Origin of the sequence: Streptomyces sp. NPDC057743 (genome assembly GCF_042798755.1) — a bacterium.
Lineage (GTDB): Bacteria > Actinomycetota > Actinomycetes > Streptomycetales > Streptomycetaceae > Streptomyces.
The window spans coordinates 1-4,007 of the sequence record NZ_JBHVJX010000098.1; the positions used below are offsets into that span (position 1 = coordinate 1).

5 protein-coding genes are annotated in these 4,007 nt (G+C 64.5%); 4 read left to right on the top strand and 1 reads right to left on the bottom strand.

Annotation, left to right across the window (positions count from 1 at the left end):
• Positions 1 to 1,202, top strand: a 1,202-nt coding sequence (locus tag ACFVFQ_RS38400) for a protein rep (RefSeq protein WP_383425338.1), incomplete at its 5' end; no start/stop codon positions are given.
• 277 nt (positions 1,203 to 1,479) lie between these two features.
• Here ACFVFQ_RS38400 and ACFVFQ_RS38405 read toward each other — a convergent pair.
• Positions 1,480 to 1,776 carry a hypothetical protein gene (locus ACFVFQ_RS38405; protein WP_377852236.1) on the bottom strand — a complete coding sequence of 99 codons (297 nt, stop codon included), beginning with the start codon at positions 1,774 to 1,776 and terminating at the stop codon, positions 1,480 to 1,482.
• A 131-nt stretch (positions 1,777 to 1,907) separates the two neighbouring features.
• On the opposite strand from ACFVFQ_RS38405, the gene ACFVFQ_RS38410 reads away from it, so the two are divergent.
• From ACFVFQ_RS38410 to ACFVFQ_RS38420, 3 genes are read left to right on the top strand one after another with little or no spacing between them, the layout of a single operon-like run.
• The gene (locus tag ACFVFQ_RS38410; protein WP_377852233.1) at positions 1,908 to 2,309 is read left to right on the top strand and encodes a hypothetical protein; all 402 of its coding nucleotides are present in this window, start codon (positions 1,908 to 1,910) and stop codon (positions 2,307 to 2,309) included.
• A 2-nt stretch (positions 2,310 to 2,311) separates the two neighbouring features.
• Positions 2,312 to 3,736, top strand: coding sequence for a hypothetical protein (locus ACFVFQ_RS38415; protein WP_380608145.1), 1,425 nt, complete (start codon positions 2,312 to 2,314; stop codon positions 3,734 to 3,736).
• Positions 3,733 to 3,948, top strand: a complete 216-nt coding sequence (locus tag ACFVFQ_RS38420; RefSeq protein ID WP_377554400.1) for a hypothetical protein — start codon at positions 3,733 to 3,735, stop codon at positions 3,946 to 3,948. Before ACFVFQ_RS38415 ends, ACFVFQ_RS38420 begins: the two co-directional genes overlap by 4 nt.
• Positions 3,949 to 4,007 lie beyond the last annotated feature (59 nt).

Here is a 4,007-nt window from a genome sequence, read left to right on the forward strand (position 1 = left end):
CCCTTGGTACTACTACGGACTTTGTTTCTATCCCTGCGGGGAAAACCGGGTCTGACCAGCACGAATGCGGGAAGGGCACCGATCCGTGTTGCCGACGTCGGCGACGGTTCGAGATCCGTCGGGAGATCTGGACCTTCACGACGGTCAAGCGGCTCAGTGCCTGCGGACGGGTCATGGGCCAGGGGCGAGACGGCAAGGTTGACAGGGTCAAGATCCACGTCCGCGACGGGGTGGCCTACGCCTCCGGGCTCTGCATCTGCGCGAACGGCTGGCTCTGCCCGGTGTGTTCGGCGAAGATCCGCGCCAAGAGGGCCAACGAAATTGCGGTCGGCGTCGCCAGCCTCATCATGTCCGGCGGCTCGGCCTGGATGGTCACCTTCACCGTTCGGCACGCCAAAGGTCACGCCCTGGCCGAACTCCTCGAAGCCCTCAACGACGCATTCCGCAAACTCGGAACCGGCGTTATGGCACAGCGGGAAAAGAAACTCACTGGAAAGATCGGCACCATCAATTCCCGTGAAATCACCTACGGAAAGAACGGTTGGCATCCGCACCTTCACGTGATCGTCTGCTTCGACTCGGAACCTGACGTCATGCAACTCACGTACATGATGGCTCGCTGGCAACGGCTCTGGATGGCCTGGACGAAGAAGCACGGCTTTCCCGCCGATAAGGCACACGGTGTCAAGTGGGACAAGGTCATGACTGCTGAGGGTGCCGGGGAATACATCGCCAAAGCCCAGGACTCCGGACGGCACATCGGGAACGAGGTTGCTCGCGGTGATCTCAAGAAAGGCAAGCTCGGCAGTCTCACGCCGTTCGAGATGATCGAGTACCTGCTTGCCACCGGAGACGCTGCGGTCGTCGACCTCTGGCGCGAGTACGAGCACGCGACCAAGGGCAAGTCATGGCTTCGCTGGTCACCCAGGCTCAAGGCCCGACTCGGCGTCGACGAGATGACCGACGAAGAGCACGCTGCCGAGGAAGTGGCCGGCGGGGAGGTGGCCGAGCTGGCGGAGTCCGCATGGAAGATGGTCGTCGCTCACGGCCTGGAAGCCCGAGTCCTCGAAGCAGTCGAACGCGGAGGCTTTCCCGCACTCGTCAAACTCCTGACGGCACATCAGATCTGGGCAGTCAAGAAACTCACTCCTGACGACTCGTCAGAAACTCCTGACGGACCGTCAGATTCGAATGCTGCTTAGGGTTGGAGAAGTGTTTGACCGTTGGTGATCAATGGGGCGAGAGCATGGAAGGGGGACTTTATACTTGTGCCAAAGGAGAGGGCAGGATGCCCTCACCCAGTAGTTAGCACTCGTCCCCCTTCCTTGCTCTCGGAGGGGCCCCGTTGATCAGCAACGGTTAAAGACTTCTTCAGCCCGGAACCCCAAAAAAACTTGACCGCCTCCGGCGGAAGGTCCGGCCCCCGCCGGGATACATCAAAGGCCCCCGCCGAATTCGGCAGGGGCCTTCAATGCGTCGTCACTTCTCCTCGGCAGCAATCCTCTTGTAGACAGCATTCCGGGTGATCCTCGCAGCTCGTGAAACCTCCGTGGGAGTAAGGGCCTTGGTCTTCACCGCGTTCACGGTCAACGACGTCTCCGCCTTCTGCGCGGCTTCCGCCAGGTCGGCCAACGCCCGGATCAAGTTCCGGTGCCACTCCGCCGGATCGCTCGCCATGGCCGCATCGGCATGTCCGAGGTAGCTGCAAAGCTCGGAGATCGATTGGAACTGTCGTTGCAGATCAGACCGGAAGACTGCTGCCTTGCTGCGGGTCATAACGCGACCTCTCGGGGGGAACGATGCGGATACTCGGTTGACAGATTCTGCGATGCGGGTCCATCGTAGAGCCCAGCACAGCCCGTAGTCATCAGTTCCGCAGATGACGATCCGTCAGAAGGAGTCACACCATGCCCGCGATCTTCCACGTCGACCAGGCCCGAACCTTCTCCATGGTCATGTTCCTCAGCTGCGCCGCGAAGATGCAGTTCGGCACGCAGACGCAGGACAAGACCAAGGACGGACTCCCCAAGTGGGAGGTTCAGGTGGTCGCCAGCTTCACCCAGTTCGGCCGGACGGAGAACGAGATCCTCAAGGTCGGCGTCGTCAGCTACGACGACCCGGCGAAGGCTCTCCAGAACATGCCTCAGCCGGTCGAACTCGTCGGCTTCCGTGTCGGCGTCACCCCGGCCGAGAAGCGGACCGACCGCAACGGCAACGAGAAGATCATGGGCGGTACGGCCTGGTACCAGGCGGACGAGATCCGCTCCCTGTCGGCGGTGCCGACCGGCCGCAAGTCTGCGGAGGCCTGACCGTGTCGAACGCGGACTCCCTCCGGCTCGCTCCCCTGGTCGTCGGCCTCGCCCTCGTGGCGCTGGCGGCCTGGGGGGCGGTCGCCCTCTTCCTCACCACCTACCGGTACATCCGCGCAACCCCGCTCCAGCGTCGCCGGATGCGCCACGCCTGGAAGATCGCCCGCCGCTGGCGTCGCCTCGCTCCGAACCTCGGCCTGGCTCGCGTCGACGAGAACACCAAGGGCGTCAAGGACCTGAACGGCAAGGTCAAGAAGCCCGTCACGGTCGTCCCCCGGCTCAAGGTCTTCCCCGAACCGTGGGGCATCCGGGCCGTACTCCAGACCATCCCCAAGGTCGGCATCGACGAGGTGGACAAGGCCGCTGGCTGGCTCGCCGACGCCTGGGACTGCCAGACGATCGAGGTCAAGCGGCTGGCTGCCGGACTCGTCGAGATCACCGGCATCGTCGGGAACCCCCTCGACGAACACCAGCCGTACGTCTGGCCCGAGACGGCTGACTGGGTCCTGCCGATGGGCCACAACCCCTGGATGCGCCAGGTCGGAATCCCGCTCAAACAGCTCTCCGGGATCAAGGTCGCGGGCATGCCCGGCTACGGCAAGACCATGCTCATGCTCGCCTGGATGGCCTCCCTCGCCAACCGAGCATCCGTCCAGTTCGCCGTGTTCGACGGCAAGACCGCCGACCCTCGATACGGCGACTGGGGAGAGGCCGGAGCACGCGCCATGTTCGTCGTCGGCGACAACCCCGAGACGGCCAACCAGCGCTTGACCGACCTCGTCCGACTGATCAAGGACCGCCCGGCCGCGCTGGTCGAGGAACGCGGCACCCACAAGTTCTGGAAGCAGGGCCCGACCGAGACCAACCCCTTGGTCCTGGTGCTCATGGACGAGTGCCACAACTACAGCGACACCAAGGGCCTGACCGGCAAAGACAAGCAAGTGATCGAGTCTAACCAACGCATGATGCAGACCATCTCGAAGGAAGGTCGCGGCCTCGGCGTCATCGGGATCTTCGGCACCCAGAAGCAGACCGGCGACGCCATCCCGACCGCCGTGCGCGACAACCTCGAAGTCGGTGTCTGCTTCCCGACCTTCACCATCGATGCCGCTGAGGCCGCGCTCGGTGCAGGCATCCGCAAGGACGACGCCAACGACCCGAGCGCCATGGTCGACAAGGAACGCTTCACCGGCGTCTGCGTCGTCACCGGTGTCCCCGGCCTGGGTGGTCACTACGACCGAATCCGCGTCGGCGACCTCGACGAAGACGGCCTTCCCGGCTGGATCGCCAACACGGCACACCTTCGACGCGACATCATCCCCGCGGCTGCCCCCGTCGTTCGCGACGTCTCGACCGCGCAGGCGGATGAATCCGCCGGCGCTTCCGTCCCGCTCCAGAAGTCCACCCGTAGGAGGAAGTCCGCATGACCGAGAAGCCCACCCCCGCCGACCGCATCGCCAAGGTCCGCCGTGCCACCGCGCCGACCGCCAGCGAGGCCGACCGTGCCCGGCTGCTGCTCGAAGACCTCTTGGCCGTCGCCGACCGACACGGCGTCACTCTCGAAGACTTCGACTGGGTGACCGACCTCCCCGGCGCCTGCGTCGACGCGGTCCGATCCCATGACCGGAGGAACCCGTGAACGCCCCTCACAGCCCCTCAGAGGCCACTACGCGGGTCTACACCCCCACACCCCTCCAC

Excerpts from the sequence above, each read along its gene's own strand:
- ACFVFQ_RS38405 (WP_377852236.1), bottom strand. The coding sequence starts at position 1,776 with ATGACCCGCAGCAAGGCAGCAGTCTTCCGGTCTGATCTGCAACGACAG.
- ACFVFQ_RS38410 (WP_377852233.1), top strand. The coding sequence starts at position 1,908 with ATGCCCGCGATCTTCCACGTCGACCAGGCCCGAACCTTCTCCATGGTC.
- ACFVFQ_RS38420 (WP_377554400.1), top strand. The coding sequence starts at position 3,733 with ATGACCGAGAAGCCCACCCCCGCCGACCGCATCGCCAAGGTCCGCCGT.